Source organism: Paenibacillus sp. FSL R10-2788, assembly GCF_038003885.1.
Taxonomy (GTDB): Bacteria; Bacillota; Bacilli; order Paenibacillales; family Paenibacillaceae; genus Paenibacillus_AQ; species Paenibacillus_AQ odorifer.
Map to the genome: position 1 here is coordinate 5,632,143 of NZ_JBBOQA010000001.1, position 18,189 is coordinate 5,650,331.

Consider the following 18,189-nt stretch of genomic DNA (forward strand, 5'->3'; position numbering starts at 1 on the left):
AGATTATGCAATTGTAACTCCTGCACTAGCGTAGCCAGCAACAGTAGTTGCAACGTCAATGCCAGCCGTGACCGTCGAAGTGAAGACCAACAACAAGCGTTCTCCCACAGTTACAGGAATGCTTAAGCCTGTGGTATTACCACTGCTAATAGTTCCAAGAGCAATTAATCCTGTAAGCGGAGGACTTAACGTAACTAAAGCCCCAGGTACTGCTGTGAAGGTATTGTTAGGTGTAGTAGATCTGTATAATTGAGCCGTGATTGTTACCGTAGAACCCACCAAACTAACGGAAGATGTCGCACTGAAATAGGCTGCCATAGACGTAAGCGTTCCTGTTCTAGGAACCGAGAACGCAAAGTTCAGCAAGGTTCCAGCCGCTCCAGTAAGATCTATAGTACCGCCTGTAATACTGATATTGGTCGCACTGCTACCAAAACCAACTGCACTTGAAGTATTCAAAAGACCCCCTAATACAGTGGTCATAGCAACTGGAAGTCCAGAAGAATATGGAATGATTGCGCCTGCGCCAGCAGCACCTGTGGCTCCGGTTACACCAGCAGTTCCTGTTGCTCCCGTTGCTCCAGCAGCTCCTGTCGCTCCCGTGGCTCCAGCAGTTCCTGTTGCTCCTGTGGCTCCCGCAGTTCCTGTTGCTCCAGTTACGCCAGCAGTTCCTGTTGCTCCTGTGGCTCCAGCAGTTCCTGTCGCTCCTGTGGCTCCCGTTGCTCCAGCAGCTCCTGTCGCTCCCGTGGCTCCAGCACCTGTGGCTCCGGTTACGCCAGTACCTCCTGTCGCTCCCGTTGCACCAACGCTTCCTGTAGCTCCAGTAGCTCCAGTAGCACCTGTAATTCCTATATATTCTCCATATAATTCAGAGTAGACAAGGCGATGAGCAGTCACTAATTGACCTGTGCTGCTCTTCCCCCAAACTGAAATTTGAATGGGATCATCAATCGTAATAGGTGTTGTGAATAGAAATTCAAATGAATCAAAGTTTGCATAATAATCCCTATTAACCACTTGATTAGGAGCTAAATTAACCTGTTCACTTACATATAAAGTTCTTGTCCCATTCATATAATAGCCTTCGACTTGAACCGTTGACGGAGTATCATCACTCTGATTGACAATTTTAAGAGTAACAAGCTGAGTAGGTCTTACACCGCCTACCAGATTATTTTCTATAGGACCAGTAGATAGTTGACTCAATTTTCAACACCTCATTTTTTATGAATTTTAAAATACGCTTATTATTTGAATTGCGAAAATCAAACCAACCGAACAAAATCCTCCTCAATAGTTCTGTATAAAATATGATTCTATCTATAATCATTCCTCCCACCTACTCTAGGTTGATAATCTATGAGCCTATAAAATTAGTTCATAATTTTTGGCTCTTTATAGTATTATTCTTATTTCGAATTAAGGTGTGGACATCCATTTAAAAACTACTGTTACACATATTTGATACATTATAGCAATCTGAAAATCCGTAATGGATTAATAGAAGAAGAACCTAATAAGCATCGCTCTAGTCAACTTATAACATATCGCCAACAAAACAGGGGATAACCCGAAAGCCATACTTACGGCTACCGAATTACCCCTGTTGTAAATACTGAACTCGAAGATAAACTTAAGTTAATTCATGAACAGACCAGACGATACCTGCTGAGTTCGCGCCACCCAAATTCAAAGGAACCGTCAAACCATTTGCCACATAGAACAAGCCAATCACATCACCTGCGGTTAATGCAAATTCTCCAGCCAGCGTCACAGTACCACTTCCCAAAATTGCTCTCAAATCTAATATAAGTGCAACATTCACATCAAGTACTGGGAACAAGCCACTTACCAGATTTGTTGCAGTAGGAGAAGTTCTCTGAACTACGAAAGCCGGATTAATTCCAGTACCAAGACTGACAGTGAGTGAGGCAGTTGTGGAGTAATTGATAGTCGCTTCAATCGAATATCTACCAGTTGTCGGAATAGTATAATTTCCCCCAACTTCGTCGAAGGACGGGCTATCATAAAAAGGTGTTGTCACAGTCCAGCCAGTTAATTGGGTAGATGTGGAAATTGCCAATGAGGGCTTAAAAGCAGAAAAACCTTCTTGTTGAATGTTCGGACCTGTAGCTCCAGTTACTCCGGTTACACCTGTTGCACCAGTAAGCCCAGTTGCTCCGGTTACACCAGATACTCCTGTCGCTCCTGTTGCCCCAGCTACTCCCGTTGCTCCGGTTATACCAGCTACTCCTGTCGCTCCTGTCGCCCCAGCTACTCCCGTTGCTCCAGTTGCTCCAGCTACTCCCGTTGCTCCGGTCACTCCAGCTTCACCCGTTGCTCCGGTGGCTCCTGTTGCTCCTGTTGCTCCTGTTTCACCCGTTGCTCCGGTGGCTCCTGCTACTCCCGTTGCTCCGGTTATACCAGCTACTCCTGTCGCTCCTGTCGCCCCAGCTACTCCCGTTGCTCCGGTCACTCCAACTTCACCGGTTGCTCCGGTTACACCAGCTACTCCTGTTGCTCCGGTTGCACCCGTTGCTCCTGTTGCTCCCGTTACTCCATCCGCTCCGGTTGCACCCGTTGTACCAGTTACTCCGTCTGCACCAGTCGCCCCAGTTGCACCAGTTACTCCTTCTGCACCATCCGCTCCTGTTGCACCAGTCGCTCCAGTTGCTCCAGTTACTCCGTCTGCACCAGTCGCTCCAGTCTCCCCTGCTCCAGTCGCTCCCGTTGCACCCGTTGCTCCAGTTGCTCCAGTCTCTCCTGCACCAGTCGCTCCCGTTGCACCAGTTACTCCGTCTGCACCAGTCGCCCCAGTTACACCAGTCGCCCCAGTTGCTCCATCTGCACCAGTCGCTCCAGTCTCTCCTGCTCCAGTCGCTCCCGTTGCTCCGTCTGCTCCCGTTGCTCCTGTTGCACCTGTAGCTCCATCTGCTCCTGTTGCCCCAGTCTCTCCTGCTCCGGTCGCCCCGGTTGCTCCGTCTGCTCCCGTTGCACCCGTTGCACCTGTAGCTCCATCTGCTCCTGTTGCCCCAGTCTCTCCTGCTCCGGTCGCCCCGGTTGCTCCGTCTGCTCCCGTTGCACCAGTCGCCCCAGTTACTCCGTCTGCTCCTGTAGCTCCAGTCTCTCCTGCTCCGGTCGCTCCTGTTGCACCCGTTGCTCCGTCTGCTCCCGTTGCTCCGTCTGCTCCCGTTGCTCCTGTTGCACCTGTAGCTCCATCTGCTCCAGTTGCTCCAGTCGCTCCAGTTGCTCCGTCTGCTCCTGTTGCCCCTGTCTCTCCTGCTCCTGTCGCTCCCGTTGTTCCATCCGCTCCGGTTGCACCAGTCGCGCCAGTTGCTCCATCTGCACCAGTCGCTCCAGTCTCTCCTGCTCCGGTTGCTCCCGTTGCTCCATCTGCTCCAGTTGCACCAGTCGCTCCAGTTGCTCCGTCTGCCCCTGTAGCTCCAGTCTCTCCTGCTCCGGTCGCTCCCGTTGCTCCATCTGCACCAGTCGCTCCAGTCTCTCCTGCTCCGGTTGCTCCTGTTGCTCCATCCGCTCCAGTTGCACCAGTCGCGCCAGTTGCTCCGTCTGCTCCCGTTGCTCCTGTCTCTCCTGCTCCGGTCGCTCCTGTTGCTCCCGTTGCTCCATCCGCTCCGGTTGCACCAGTCGCCCCGGTCGCACCAGTTATCCCTTGCGTTACACCAAGCAATTCTGCATGTACAAGTCGATGGGCAGTCACAATCTGGCCAACGCTATTTTTTCCCCATACTGAGATTTGAATCGGATCATCTACCAGACTTGTAGTTGTAAAAATAAATTCGAACGCATCAAAATCGCCATAATAATCACGTGTTATAACTTCATTAGGTGCTACATTTATCAGCTCGCTTACATATAAAGTTCTTGTCCCATCCATATAGTATCCTTGAACAAGAGCCATTGATGAATCAATGTCACTTCGGTTATCAATTTTGACAGTAACATGCTGAGTAGGTCTTACACCCCCTACCATACTATTGTCTATCGGTCCGGTAGATAAATAACTCAATTTCTCATCACTCCTTTAACGTTAACTGTGTCACAAAAATAATTATTAAATTAATACTGCCTGCTTCTCCCACGCAACTATGCGATGAGGATCTACCAATGCCCCCGAGTTCTGTTTTCCCCAGACTGAAATCCCAACCTCTGCTTCAACTGCTTCTACTGTTGTAAATACAAATTCAAATGCGTCCAAGTCGGCAAAATAGTTCTTAGTTAAAACTTGATTAGGTGCTAGATTTACTGTTTCATTCACATACATCGTTCTTGATCCGTTAAGAAGGAAACCTTGAATAACTAGATTATAAGGATTAAGAGAATCCCGATTAACTACTTTTACGGTTACCAGTTGCGACGGTCTGACCCCTAGGATCGGGCTGTTATCTATAGGTCCAGTAGAAAAAATAGCCATGTTTTATTCACTCCTCCCTTCCACTACAATTTGAAAGATTAGTGGCTCCGTATAGTAATATTCCTTGGCTTGAGTTAGCGTGTGGACTGTTGTGCAAAGGAACAGCTGGTCCTATAACAAGACAGCCTTCTTTTTCCAAATTTATAATCTACTAAACTGATAATCTAATAACAAAGAGCAACCAAGATTGTTAAGAAGCTAACACTATTGCTTTTTATGAAATATTGGGTATACTGGTAAAAATTAATTAAGCATCGATGAGCGGGAGAGTAGTTAACGAGATCTAGTCCTCAGCGAGCCGGGAGAGTGTAAGCCGGTACAGATTTCTTTAATGAAGCGCACCCGTGAGATGGACTTCTGAATCTTAGTAGGAAGTCCCGACTGAAGGCCGTTATCCCGTAAGGTGGCTGAACAACTTGTTCAGCAACGAGAGTGGTACCGCGAGCGCTAAAGCCCTCGTCTCTTTTGAGACGAGGGCTTTTTTGTATTTTCAAAGGAGGGTATACCATGTTAAATCAAATCATCAAAGACGGAATCGAGCACAGTGTACACCGTGTATTCAATACTTTAGGAGCTGACTATCCAGAGGACATTGCCATTCTGATCGAACAGCCAGCAAATCTAGAACATGGTGATTATTCATGTAATATCGCTATGCAGCTAGCCAAAACTCTACGTAAATCCCCAATGGTCATAGCAGAATTAGTGAAAGCAGAACTTCAATTCAAAGGGCGTTTCGCCGGTCTATTGCAAAAAGTTGAAGTCGCTGCTCCCGGATTTATCAATTTGTATATGAATTGGCAAAGCTGGGCTGAACATTCCTTTGAACTGCCTGCCAGCACTGGGGAAAAAGTCATCATCGAGCACACTTCTATCAACCCCAACAAAGCCGCTCATGTAGGTCATCTAAGAAACGCCTGTATTGGCGATACTCTAGTCAGAATTATGAAAAGAACTGGGTATAACGTAGAGGTCCATAACTACATTGATGATCTCGGCAATCAGCTGGCGGATACAGTTGTTGGATTATTAAATATACCTTTAGAAGGGGAACATCAACGTTTCGGTGATTTTTGCTGGGATCTTTATGCCAAAGTGAACAAAGAATATGCGCTGAACCCTGAGATGACACACAAGCGCACAGATATACTGCACTCCCTTGAACAAGGTGGCGGCAATGAAGCCTGGCTGGGCAACCTTGTAGCTGAACGTATCGTTAGAGAGCATGTAGAGGAAATGAAACATTTTGGGATTTATTATGATTTGCTGGTATGGGAGAGCAGTATTTTAAAAGAGGGATTTTGGGCAGCCGCAGCTGAGCTACTGAAGCAGACAGCCGTTTTTGTACAAGAGACTGAAGGTAAACTCGCAGGCTGCTGGGTGCTGAAGCAAGGAACAGAGGCTAACATTGGAGCGGATTCAGAGGAGCATCATCTCGATAAGGTGCTGGTGCGTTCGAATGGGATTTTAACGTATACAGCCAAAGATATTGCCTATCATCTCTGGAAATTTGGTCTTTTAACCAAAGATTTCTCCTATAGCGAATTCTCGTCCGGTTTATGGACAACAGGATTAACTGGAACCCAAGAGTCTTATGGGCAGGCGGACAGAGTCATCAATGTGATCGATTACAGACAGGAATATCCACAACAGATGGTTAAGCAAGCCTTAGGGGCACTAGGTTATAACGAGCAAGCAGACAAACTCCATCATGTGAGTTATGGTGTTGTATCTCTTAGTCCCGCCTCGGCTGCCGAGCTGGGTATAGATATTTCAGAAGGCAAATCTTCTTATGCTATGTCCGGACGACAGGGAATCGGGATTAAGGTAAGCGATCTGGTGGAACTCATGGAACAGAACATCGAACACTCACGTTCCGATAAAGACGGCCTCTCCAGCCGAATGATTGCCACTGCTGCGATTCGCTACTATCTGCTACGGTTTAATTTAGGAACGGAAATCGTGTTTGATTTCAAACAGGCTACCGAAATATCCGGCAATACCGGAGTTTATCTGATGTATACTTTTGCGCGTGCGACAAGCGTTTTGAGTAAAGCTACGATCCCAATCCTTACAGCTGCCGCACAGCTTCAGTTCCCTTCCAAATTGGAAAAAGCAGAGCTTGCGCTGCTAAGACAGCTAAGCCTCTGGCCGGAGATATTACATTCAGCAAGTATAGAGTTAACGCCAAATACGCTCTGCACTTACGCCCATACCCTAGCTACCCTGTTCAACAACTTCTATTCTGTATGTCCAATTCTAAAAGGCGATTCAGCCACGATCGAATTCCGCCTCTGGCTCACTTCAAGATTCAAGGACATCTTGGGAGATGTGCTCGAAGTGCTTGGGTTACCGACACCGAGCCGAATGTAAAAAACACAAAAAAAGGGCAATCTCCGCGTTAACGCGGAGATTGCCCTTCTATATATAATGTTACTTATAAATCTCTATCACATTTCCAGCTTCCGTGCTGAGACGGTCAAAGTCCGCACGCTTGATGCGAACACCACCGCTACGATAGCGGTTAGGTGTACCTTCTGTTTGCACTTCCGTACCGTTGATAGTAATTCGACTGATCTCACGACCTGTAAGATGATAGATAAAATCTACCTTAGTGCCTGCATATTCAAAGCTAAAGTGCATTCCATCCAGCGATTCCGGCAGAATCGGGTCAACAATTAAGTCTCCACCTTCCGTACGGATCCCCAGTGCATTCGAGATTAACTGGTTCATATAGATCCCAGGACCGCTGGAATAGATTCTCCAGCCACCTTTAACAGCTACGTCACCATTGCGCAGTTTATCGAAATTCTCCTGTGCCTCATAACGGGTGTTAAATTTACCATCCGAGCTACTGAAATAGGAGTTAGCTTGACGTAGTTCAGCGTTTGGCACCACATCGCGGATTCCGATCGGATTAATCGCTGCCAGACCCTTCCAGACCTGATCGGTTTTACCGAGCTTGGCCATAGCCTCTACATAACGGATATGTGCATGCACATACTGAAGTCCAATTTCCCGGCCAAAGTTAGCCGCTTGCTCCGCACGTTTGAAATGAGTGCTGACCCCGCCAACATATTGAGCTGGACGATTCATCAGACGTACACCGTCAGGGCAGAATAGTTTATCCTGAATGACATCATAGTGTGCTTCGGCCTGTTCCGGAGTAAGCAGCTCACTGATCATACTGCGCGTCATTGGCAGCAGACGGTACTGGATACCTGTTTCTGTGTCACTTGGGTGCACCATAAGCTTAATCTGCTCAGGGTCCTCCATATACAGGAAGCCAGGAATTACTTCGGATTGAAGCATATGAGTATGGAAATCCTTACGGATTCCTTCCACCATCGCCTTCAGTTCCTCTGCCTCAGCTTGATCAACTGAACGAAGTACCTCTGAGAACTGATTAAGTGTCTGATAGGTAAGCGCCACTGTCCAGCTGCTAACCATATACTGCTTCAGCTGTGGATTTGCAGGCTGGAGTGTATCATCCCAGTCTCCATCACCGTAAGAAGACAGATGTGTGTCATGCAGGAAATGATCCTTAATATAAGCAATTTCCTTCCGCGCATGATCCAGCAACGTCGCTTTTTCTTCTGTAAAGTCAAAGCTGTGCTTACGGGTATACGGCACTGTTGCTCCCAAGATGCTGTAATCCTGAGTTACTGCCAAGTAGTCTCCAAGCACCTTAAGCGGCCACACAATAATATCTCCATGGCTCTCTTCTTGTTGTATCTTCGTGTATTTATCAAACATGAACCATTGTGGCCAGTTGCCATCATCTTCATATTGATGACTATACAGCGTCAGCAAAATTTCACGAACCTGTTCGTATTTTTGCGTAGCCATGAAATATTCCACAGGTCCCTGACATACATCCCGGGTTCCCCAAGCAGCGCCACCATATTGCTCTAAACCATGTGGAACCGAATAGTGAACCAGCATGTTATGTGTGTACCACCAAGTCAGAGCGTTAACCTTAAACAGTTCACCTTCTGTTCCGTCCCCAAGCGTCAGGCGGAAGCCATTCATCACACCAGCATAAAACGCGCGATAAGCAGAAATTTCTTCCTCAGCTGAACGATTTCTTGGAGCAAGTGACTTACCATCCAGAAGCCCTTGAATATTCAAGGTCCATTCACTGCTGGCAGACAGCTCCAGAACTGCTAACGGCGCTTCAGTTGGTTGAACAGGAGAGACAAGTCTACCTTCATCCTGCAGAGTTAACACCGCACCCTGTACCTGTAATTTATACTGTAAGTCAGGATATTCACCAGCACTTAGTGCGCTTCTGTCAGCGGAGAAGATTACTGCTCCACTTTCTTGCTTAGATTGATATGGAAGCTCGTATTCATTAACGTTCATAGTGATTTGATTAGTGACTAAATAACGATAAGCTCGTCCGCTTTCCGAACGCACATTCAGGAATATCTCTGGCGAATCTTCGGTGGTGTAGTTCGTAATAATGAAGCATTCACCATCTGTTCTGTAATACCAACGAGCATAGTTGAAACCAACCTCAAATAGAGAAGGCATGGTCAGCAAACGATATTCACCGTTCCACTCTACATAAATGCGTTGTCCTGAAGCTTTTGGAATGTTAAGCGCATTTCTTGGATTGGACATTAGCTTGTTGAAATTGGTATTTCCAATTACCACTTGGGAGTTAAAGATCCCGTACATATAAGAAGTTGTTGTGATGACCTTATCATTAAGTCGAGCGTTATCCCCACTCATCAGGATATGGCCGTGTGGCCGTTCTACGCGCATTTCTTTCTCTTTTAATACTACGTGCTCATAATTCTCAGTGAAAAAGGAAAGTAGTGTGTCTCCTTCTCTCTCCTCCTGATAACGAACCGGAAACAAGACCTCGATCTCTTTCTCTGTCAGCGAATCTGCAGCCAGCGGTGCTCCCAGCTCCTTCGAGAAGAAAGAACGTTCAAGTGCTGCTTCAGCTTCTAAAGGTAAATCTTTAACAGCATCCCAAGCCGCAGCAATATCATTAGCAAATTCTAACGCAGTGATCGCTTCTGGATGATCTTGCTTAAACAATCCGTAGAACACAAACCGTGTTTCCCCGCTCAGCTTCACCCGTTCCGATTGCAGCGCAGTATATGCGAATTCATATTGATAGATTTCATTACTTAATTGCTCACGACCCAAGCTCTCTGGTTGGTTGGTTTCTTTATAGGACAGTCCAAAGAATTGAAAACCGTCTGTTGAGAAGCTTGTTGCCTTGGTAAGTGAACCCTGTTGCAGATATGGGAATTTCCCGCCCTGCGGCTGATTCTGTCTAGAGCAAACAACGTACCCGTTGGATTGATCCTCAAATACCGCATGATCGATATACTGTGACAGGTAAGCTTCATTACTGCGGACAGCGGCGATATCAGCAATCCCTACATCCTGTCCGTACACGAGATCTACCTCTGCATTTTGTCCAGTAAGCTTCACATCCCAGAACCAAGCTCCTCCTGCAGTAGGGGTGAAAATAACTTGATATTCAATATTTTCTGCAGTACCTTCCCAAACCAAACGGTTTCCAGCCTTACGTACAGTGCTTGAAGAATGAATGCCCAGCAAAGGAATGGCTTGAATGTTTCCATCATTGTGCACTCGCAAATATAGATTGGATAATGAACCATCCACAATGCTTGGCAGCAATTGATTGATCATTGTCCGTTCGTGGAGGACTTGGAACAAGTCCCCGCTGTTTGTAAAAGTGAAGGATAGATCCCCGGCGTTTAAACGGATGTTAGTATTCAAATTAGTAGTCATATTATACACTTCCTCCATTACGGCGTTACTGCCGTATATATTCTACTTATGCTAATGTTAAGCAAAAATCCCGTTCTTTAACCTCATTGCTGTTCGAACCGACGAATAATTTAAATCGTCCCGGATCGCTGCTAAAGCTTAGATCGCTATGATAGTAACGAAGCTGCTGTTCGGTAAGTGTAAAGGTCACTTCACGACTTTCCCCTGGTGAGAGGTTGATTTTGGCAAAATCCTTCAGTTCCTTCATTGGTCTGACGACCTCTCCGGAAATGTCTCGGATATACAGCTGCACTACCTCTTCCCCATCCACTTCTCCAGTATTGGTCACCGTAACTTTTATTTCAATAGGCTGATTTTCAGTCATGATATCACCGGACAGAATTGGTTCACTATAGCTAAATGTCGTATAGCTCAGTCCAAAACCAAATGGCAAAAGCGGTTCATTAGGAATGTCCAGATATTGCGAGACATAACGTTTGTCGGCACCCGGAGCATGAAGTGGGCGTCCAGTGTTGAAATGATTGTAATAGACTGGAATCTGCCCAACGGATACCGGGAAAGACATCGTTAATCTTCCTGAAGGATTCTCATCTCCATAAAGTAGACTGGCAATTGCCGCTCCGCCTTCACTGCCCGGGAACCAAGCTTCCAGAATAGCATCTGCATGCTCGTACACACCGGCCAAGTCTAGTGGACGTCCATTAAACAACACCACCACGATAGGCTTATTCAGCTGTTTCAGACGTTGTAAAAGCTCAAACTGCGCTTCCGGCAAACGGATATCTGAACGGCTGCCCGCTTCTCCACTCATCTCTGAATGTTCACCAAGCGCCAGTACAATCACATCAGCTTGCTTAGCAGCCGCTTCCGCCTCCAGCCACTGTACCTCTGTAAAGCTATCGACTCCAGAACCTTCTGCAACAGTAATCTTACCCGCACCTGCGCGAGCTTGAAGTGCTGGTGCAAGACGGCTTGCCTCTTCCGTTGAACCCAACCACGACCACGGTCCAAGAATATCTCCGCTAGTAGCAAACGGTCCAATTAGCGCAATCCGTTGCTCTGCAGCAAGCGGCAGAACCTGATCATTCTTGAGCAGTACGCAGGATTTAACCGCCAACTCACGCGCCGCATTTCGATGATCTTCACAGAAGATTACCTCACGCTCTTTCTCGACGTCAGCTCCGCGGAACGGATGCTCGAACAAGCCCAATCTTTGCTTCAATTTCAAAATACGAAGCACAGCTTCATCAATAATCTTCTCATCTACTTGCCCATCTGCAACAAGCGCCGGAAGCTGATGAATGTAACAAGCCGTCATCATCTCGATGTCTACACCAGCTTTGATGGCTTTAAGTGCTGCCTCAGCCTCATCCTCGGCGACACCATGTGGGATCAGTTCCTTCACTGCACCCCAATCCGAAATCAATACGCCATCAAATCCCCATTCTTCACGAAGCAGCTGGCGAAGGAGTTTGACATTGCCGCTTATCGGAATCCCATCAATCGTATTAAATGAAGTCATGACCATTTCTGCACCTTCATCCAGTGCTGCACGATAGGCCGGCAGATAATATTCACGCAGCTGCCGTTCCGATAAATCCACCGTATTATAATCGCGGCCGCCTTCGGATAGACCATAGGCAGCAAAGTGCTTAATACAAGCCGCCAGACGATCTACATCACCAGTCAAGTCACTTCCTTGAAATCCGCGCACAAACGCACGGGCAAACCTACCATTCAAATATGGATCTTCTCCTGTAGACTCCATTACTCTTCCCCAACGCGGGTCCCGTACAAGATCCGCCATTGGCGCATAAGTAACGTGCACACCGGAGACTGCCGCTTCTTTTGCCGCAATCTCGGCGCTCAGCTCTGCGCGATCCATATCCCAAGAGCAGCCAATTGCCAGCGGGACCGGAAAAATCGTCTTGAAGCCATGCACAATATCCGCCATCATCAGCAAGGGAATGCCCAATCTATTTTTGCGTAAATGGGCTTCCTGAACCGCAATGACTTGCGCTGCACCTGATAGACCAAGTACAGAGCCGCTGCTCTCGATCATGTGGTCCGTAATTCCCATGGATGCCATAGGGCCAGTGATTTGTCCTCCATCCTCTGCCCCTTCATAGAAATTAGCGGCTAGCTGCTGCAATTGTGCAATCTTTTCTTCAAGCGTCATCTGGTTCAACAAGGTAGTCAGTTGCTGCTCATTCATTTCAAATCCTCCATTGTTCAATTCTGCCGATGCCTATGAATGGAAAAACCCGTGTGCAAGAATTGCACGCGGGTCCTGTAGGTTCATTCCTACATGCATAGGGCGAAAGCTATTTTTTTAGATTGTTTAGTTCATCTAGAACCGGCTGAACGAGGGATTGTTTGCTCTTAACCCATTCTTTCCAGTTCGTCTCTAGATCGCCTGGTTTCAAAATCAGGTTAGTGTATTCTGTAGCATAGTCAAAGGAAGCCTGATTTTTAGCCTTGGAATCATACAACTGGTAATCCCAGTCATATTCAGCCGTTGCTTTGTCTTTTAAAGCAAGCTCAGCTTTTTCTTTGAACAGTTCTACAGAACGATCGCGATATTCTTTTTTGATCGCAGGGTTCACGATACTAAAGTCATCCGCCAAGACATACAGTCCTTCAAAACGGTTCGGATATTTCTTATCCAATGTTGTTCCTTCAGGGAGTAAGCTGATTAATTCGCCATTTTCGCCTTTTTTCCAATCTGTTCCTTCAAAGCCCAAGTTAACGGTCAATTGACCTTCTTTACTTGTTGTATATTCCATGAAGTCCATAATCCGTTCAAATTTCTCTTTGCTGATATCTGGCGAGAAGATTACAGCAGACCAGAAGTTAACTTGATCGAGGTTACGATATTTACCGTCATCGCCAAGTACAATAGCTGTGTGCACTAGGTCATCACTATTTACACCTAGGTTATCTTTCATTTTAACGTCCATGTCTTTTCTGTAAGAAGCCAAACCACCTAGACTCGTAATACCGGAAACACCGTTAACTGTGAACTTTTGGCCAGATTCGCCATTTTTCCAAGTATAAAACTCAGGGTGCAGCAGTCCTTCTTTATAAGTAGTTTGAAGTTCTTTCAGTGCCGCTAACGTCTCATCGTTGGCTGGACCCCATTGGTATTTGCCATCTGCATCTTTATAGAATGCTGACTCTACTCTGGAGTGCACGCTATTAGCCATTACAATATTAGTCAAAGCATCGTTGATGTCATAAGAAATAGGAATGAGTTTATCTCCTACCTTGCCAGGGTCTTTCTCTTTAAGCAATCTAGCAAATTCCATCAGTTCTGTAGTAGTGTAGGCATCTTTCAATTCAAAACCAACGGCTTTAGCCCAGTCAGAACGCAGAGCAATTACTCCGATTTGGTTAATGAGCGGATCTGCCGGCTTGTTCTCAAAGTATACCGGTCTTGGCAGAACATAAGTGCCACCTACCGCTTTCTCCAATTCATCGCCAAGTCCTGTCAGCTTATAAGCGGCTGCCACATTCGGCCAACGTTCTTTCCAGTCATCTGGCAGCTTGTACAGCAGCCCTTGATCAATGTAATTAAGAGCATCACCGTGAACATAGTTCCAGCTTGCTACGTCAGGAAGATCACCGGAGTTAATCCACAGGCGCAGCTTCTCAGCCCATGAATCCCATTCAATATAGTTGTAATCCCATTTAATATTGAACTTATCCGTAAAATATTTATGATACACGTTATCAAAATCAGATTCTGTTGTCTTAATGGTGCTGGCTAACGAAATCTTCAACTCATCTTTATATCCATCTGTTGGATTGCCTGAATTTCCGCTATTAGCATTATTGTCTGAGCTTGAGCATGCTGCCAACATGATTGGAGTAAGACATAAAACACCGGCAAGGATTGACTTTACAGATTTTCTTTTTAAAATATTCATTTTGTCCTCCTTAAATTGTGTGACTGACCCTCTTTTGTATGGATAAATCATAAATCCCTAGGTCTTGATAGCCCCTGTCAGTACCCCTTTGGCAAAGTGCTTTTGGAGCATCGGGAAGAAACACATAATAGGAACCATGGTAACGAACACTGCCGCCATTTTCATACCCATGGAGAATGATTGTTTACCCACTGCGTCAACACTTGTTGCATTCGATGCATTCACTTGGGCTTCCATAATGATAGATCGCAACACGTTCTGCAGTGGCATCTGATCCGCTTTCCGCAGGAAGATCATGGCGTCATACCATCCATTCCAGAAGGCTACTCCGTAGAACAATGTGATGGTAGCTACGATTGGAGCAGATAATGGCAAGACTACAGAGAACAGGATTCTCCATTCCCCAGCACCATCAAGTCGCGCAGATTCCATCAGGGACTCAGGCAGACTGCTAAAATAGTTCGACATCAGAATCAGGTTAAACGCACTGAAGCTTCCAGCCAGAATAACTGACCAAAGGTTACCTGTCAGATGCAGATCCTTCATCACCAGATACAAAGGTACAATCCCGCCATTAAAAATCATTGTGAACAGGACAAGCATAAAAATCAGCTTTTTACCCGGGAATTTATTGCGGCTAAGGCCGTAAGCCATACTTGTCGTTAAGAACAAGCTAAGCGGGAGTCCTAAGATTAAGATCTTAAAGGTATTCCAATACCCTGTCCCGATCCGCCCATCAGCAAAGAGTGCCCGATAGGATTCCAGTGTTGGGTTCTTCGGAAATAACATCATAGGGTTATCAGCGTATTCTTTTTGCGTAGAAAAAGAAATCATAATGACATTCCAGAATGGAATAAGAATGGCCAAAGCGCCCACACTCAGAATTACGAAAATCACATAATCCATAGCGGTCATTTTTTTATGGTCTTGCATAATGGTCAGCTTTTTTTTACTCATACATTTGCACTCCTTTCTTACCGGAATAAACCGTCTCCGCCCATAAGTTTGGCAGCTCTATCTGCCAGAATCAGCAGAATCATATTAACAAGTGAACGGAACAAACTGACTGCAGTGGAGAATGAAAAGTCTGTTGAGGACTGGAACGTGATTCGGTAGATATACACATCTAGTACTTCCGAGACGTTTTTCGTTGCAGCGTTGCTCAAGTTAAAGATTTGGTCAAATCCAGATGACATCAGGCCACCGACGGAAAGGATAAACATAATCGTAATCGTCGGAAGAATGTTAGGCAGAGTAATGCGGAACATTTGCTGCAAGCGTGTGGCACCATCAATCTGTGCGGATTCATATTGGTCTGTATCAATACCAGAGATAGCGGCCATAAAGATAATGGCTCCCCAACCTGCTGATTTCCAGATATCCGTAAGATACAACATCGGAACGAACATTTTTTCAGAACCCAGGAAGTTAATGCCTGTCCCGCCAAACATTTGAATGAGGCTGTTGACCAGACCATCATAGGAAAGCACATTGATAACAACCCCGGATACTACGATCCATGACAGGAAGTTTGGAAATGTAAACACCGTCTGTAAAGCTTTTTTGTAACGATTCATGCGCAGTTCATTCAGCAGCAATGCCAATATGATTGGAAAAGGGAACTGAATAATCAGCTTACCGATGTTAATGGTTAACGTTCTCCATACGGCGTCAATAAAAGCCGGGTCACGGAACACATAGGTGAAATTCTCGAATCCGCTCCATGGGCTGCCCCAAATTCCTAAATTCGCTTTAAAATCTTTAAAAGCCAGAGATAGACCACCCATCGGCAGATAAGCAAATAGGAAAAGCCACACTAGTCCAGGAAGCACCAGAGTATAGACCATTCTGTTCTTCCAGACTTCTCTTAGGAACAGTTGGAATCTGCTGTCGTTCATTTTTTTAGCCGGTATTGCAACTTCGGATTTCAATTTGCATCTCCTCACTCTGCTTATGTCTTTTAGTTGTACAAGAAATCAAAGGTTGTCTTCAGATGCTCCTCCCAGAATCGCCATTCATGAGTTCCAGGGGTCTCAACATACTGAAATTCATAAGGGGTCGTCTCCAGGTGAGCTGCGAATTCCCGATTCATCTCCACAAACGGATCTTCCGAACCACAGCAAGTCAGAATCGAAGGCAGGTTACGTTTATCGTCGACCAATTTAGCGGCTAAAGCGTACAGATCCTGATCCGGCTTAATTTGTAAGCGTTTTCCAAAAGTACCCGCCATCTCCCTCGCCATGTCCTTGGACATTTGCGGATCGTTTAATCGTTTCTGGAGATCGGTAACTCCTGATAACGAAACCACTTTGCTGTAACGCTCGGGATAGGTAAGTGCACATTTCAGAGCGCCATACCCGCCCATCGATAAACCAGCGATATACGTCTTCTGCGGATTATCATCCAACCTCATCATTCGGCCACAAAGCTCGGGAAGCTCATGGGTCACATAGTGGAAGTAGTCCAGTCCGTACTCCATGTCTGTATAATAGCTCCTGTTTACTTGCGGCATTATGACTGTACAACCATATTGACTTGCATACTGCTCAATAGTAGTCATCCTGTGCCAAGTACTGGCGTTATCACCAGCACCATGCAGCAGGTAGAGCGTTCCTCCAGACATGTTGCCTGAATCGACGGGGGAGATAATACTGATGGTCGTTGTCATTCTCAAAGTAGGAGAGCCTGTCTCAACTGTTAATAATGCCATGAGTTATCTCCTTTTCGTTCTTATTCATTTGTTTATTTTCTTGCAAGATCCCCGCTTAACCAGTACGGATTCGAATACCATATGTTTGTTTTGCGAATCACCTGTGATCAGGTCAAACAAAATTTCAACACTGGCCTTCGCCATATCCACTCCGGGTTGGCTGATCGTATCCAGAGATGGATGATAATATTCTGCCATTTCAATCCCGTCGAATCCGATAATCGAAACATCATTTGGAATTGATAAGCCCAAAGACAATAACGCCTTAGCAGCCCCAATGGCAATCGTATCTGATGCAGCAAAAACAGCAGTGATATCTTTTTTCTTATTGAGCAGACGTTTGGTAGCTGTAAAGCCAGAGCTTGGACTATATTCACAATCCTCTACCATTGAAGGGTCGTACTCAATTCCATGCTCCTCAAGCGCTTTGATATATCCCATAAGCCGCCGGTTGCCTGTCGTATTTTGTACCAGAGGAAATCTGGCCAAAAAGCAGATATTGCGATGTCCTAATGAGATTAAATAGCTGACAGCCTTATAAGATTCCTGAAGATCATCAATGATCACGCTTGAAAAAACAGCAGGATCGACTTCTTTTGTAGTCGTGATGGTAGTCAGAACAAATGGAACTTTTAATTGTTTGAATTTATCTTCGGAATGATCATACGTTCCGCCCATAAAAATTACGCCATATAGATTTTTTTCTTTTACAAGCTGTAGAGCGATATCGATCTCATCTACTCCATCTTCTACATGCTGGATCATAAGCGGACATCCCCGCAGGTTCACCTGGCGTTCAACTTCCTTGATCATGTCTGCAAAAAACGGGTTTGAGATCCCTTTTACCATTAGCGCTATGGTATTAGATCGCGTCTTTTTCAAGTTGCTCGCATTACCATTTGGAATATAGTTATGTTCTCTAACAACCGCCATTACTTTAGCTCTAGTTGTATCGCTTACAACACCGCTATTATTGATTACTCTGGAGACTGTGGCGATACCCACGCCTGATAGCTTTGCAATATCTTTGATATTCATATTTACCTTGCTCCACTCCTATGATGAGTCCCCCCTTCACCCGATGAAAATCAGGTTGTGGAAACGCATGAAATGATGGGAAACGTTTCCCACGACATCATTTTGAGTCCTTAGCGCGTTTTTTCCGCTTACTTCGTCCATTATGAACAGGTAATTTTTATAAGTCAACTAAAAACACAAAAAAAATTGTGATTCATCACTTTTTATTTGGTTAAAATTACAATAAGTCTATAGTTACTCAATCTAGAAATTAGAAGTAATTGGTATTTATATATCAAACAATAGTTTTCCTTACTTTATTG

The 18,189-nt window shown here is 45.6% G+C and carries 11 protein-coding genes and 1 other annotated feature; of the genes, 1 reads left to right on the plus strand and 10 read right to left on the minus strand.

Annotation, left to right across the window (positions count from 1 at the left end):
* Positions 1–3 precede the first annotated feature (3 nt).
* The 3 genes from NSQ50_RS25105 to NSQ50_RS25115 form a co-directional block, all read right to left on the minus strand.
* Entirely contained in the window at positions 4–1,206 is a 1,203-nt protein-coding gene (locus NSQ50_RS25105; RefSeq protein WP_340949786.1) for an exosporium glycoprotein BclB-related protein, read from the minus strand.
* A gap of 427 nt (positions 1,207–1,633) precedes the next feature.
* Entirely contained in the window at positions 1,634–4,027 is a 2,394-nt protein-coding gene (locus NSQ50_RS25110) for a collagen-like protein (RefSeq protein WP_340949787.1), read from the minus strand.
* Positions 4,028–4,072: 45 nt separating this feature from the next.
* A complete protein-coding gene (locus NSQ50_RS25115) occupies positions 4,073–4,432 on the minus strand; it encodes a hypothetical protein (RefSeq protein ID WP_036687001.1) in 360 nt (119 codons plus the stop codon).
* A gap of 248 nt (positions 4,433–4,680) precedes the next feature.
* Positions 4,681–4,899: a binding site (T-box leader), on the plus strand.
* Between the two features lie 40 nt (positions 4,900–4,939).
* Here NSQ50_RS25115 and NSQ50_RS25120 point away from each other — a divergent pair.
* A complete protein-coding gene (locus NSQ50_RS25120; protein WP_076142391.1) occupies positions 4,940–6,805 on the plus strand; it encodes an arginine--tRNA ligase in 1,866 nt (621 codons plus the stop codon).
* A 60-nt stretch (positions 6,806–6,865) separates the two neighbouring features.
* On the opposite strand, the gene NSQ50_RS25125 is transcribed toward NSQ50_RS25120, so the two are convergent.
* The 7 genes from NSQ50_RS25125 to NSQ50_RS25155 form a co-directional block, all read right to left on the minus strand.
* Complete coding sequence (locus tag NSQ50_RS25125) at positions 6,866–10,210, minus strand: GH36-type glycosyl hydrolase domain-containing protein (RefSeq protein WP_076225251.1); 3,345 nt, start codon at positions 10,208–10,210, stop codon at positions 6,866–6,868.
* Positions 10,211–10,256: 46 nt separating this feature from the next.
* Complete coding sequence (gene bglX, locus NSQ50_RS25130; RefSeq protein ID WP_076225252.1) at positions 10,257–12,425, minus strand: beta-glucosidase BglX; 2,169 nt, start codon at positions 12,423–12,425, stop codon at positions 10,257–10,259.
* A gap of 109 nt (positions 12,426–12,534) precedes the next feature.
* On the minus strand, positions 12,535–14,139 hold the full coding sequence (locus NSQ50_RS25135; protein WP_038573076.1) for an extracellular solute-binding protein: 1,605 nt from the start codon (positions 14,137–14,139) through the stop codon (positions 12,535–12,537).
* A 57-nt stretch (positions 14,140–14,196) separates the two neighbouring features.
* Positions 14,197–15,096: a carbohydrate ABC transporter permease gene (locus NSQ50_RS25140; protein ID WP_036686985.1), complete on the minus strand. Its 900-nt coding sequence runs from the start codon at positions 15,094–15,096 to the stop codon at positions 14,197–14,199.
* Positions 15,097–15,113: 17 nt separating this feature from the next.
* Positions 15,114–16,037, minus strand: a complete 924-nt coding sequence (locus NSQ50_RS25145; RefSeq protein ID WP_036687012.1) for an ABC transporter permease — start codon at positions 16,035–16,037, stop codon at positions 15,114–15,116.
* Between the two features lie 62 nt (positions 16,038–16,099).
* Positions 16,100–16,849 (minus strand): alpha/beta hydrolase, encoded by a 750-nt coding sequence (locus NSQ50_RS25150; protein ID WP_076101013.1) that lies wholly within the window; start codon positions 16,847–16,849, stop codon positions 16,100–16,102.
* A gap of 24 nt (positions 16,850–16,873) precedes the next feature.
* A complete protein-coding gene (locus tag NSQ50_RS25155; protein ID WP_076225254.1) occupies positions 16,874–17,887 on the minus strand; it encodes a LacI family DNA-binding transcriptional regulator in 1,014 nt (337 codons plus the stop codon).
* Positions 17,888–18,189: the final 302 nt, after the last annotated feature.